We start from the raw sequence: 475 nt of genomic DNA on the forward strand, positions 1-475 counted from the left end.
ATGCCCAGTTCCTGCGCCTTCGCCAGTTTAGATCCTGCAGCTTCACCCGCTATCACCAGATCGGTTTTCTTCGACACGCTGCCCGCGACTTTCGCCCCCAGTTCGACCAGTCGAGCTTTAGCGTCATCACGCGACATCTGGCTTAAGCTGCCCGTAAGCACCACGGTTTTACCAGCAAACGGACTGTCAATCTCTTCCGCATTGATAACGATCGGCTCAGGCCAGTGAACACCTTCCGCCAACAGCTCGCTGATGACATTGCGGTTGCTTTCTTCGGCAAAGAAGTTGTGAACGTGGGAGGCAACGACAATTCCAACATCAGGCACCTTTTGCAGCTCTTCAATCGACGCGGCTTCCAGCGCTTCCAGCGTGCCGAAATATGCCGCCAGACCTGCTGCGGTAGCCTCGCCAACTTCACGGATACCAAGTGCATAGAGGAAGCGGGCAAAGGTGGTTTCTTTCGCTTTTTCCAGCG

1 protein-coding gene is annotated in these 475 nt (G+C 55.2%); it reads right to left on the bottom strand.

The window, feature by feature from the left end; genetic code table 11:
- Positions 1-475, bottom strand: a 475-nt coding sequence (locus FMM79_RS19765; RefSeq protein ID WP_240339325.1) for a helix-hairpin-helix domain-containing protein, incomplete at both ends; no start/stop codon positions are given.

Source organism: Novosphingobium sp. BW1, assembly GCF_008107685.1.
Taxonomy (GTDB): Bacteria; Pseudomonadota; Alphaproteobacteria; order Sphingomonadales; family Sphingomonadaceae; genus Novosphingobium.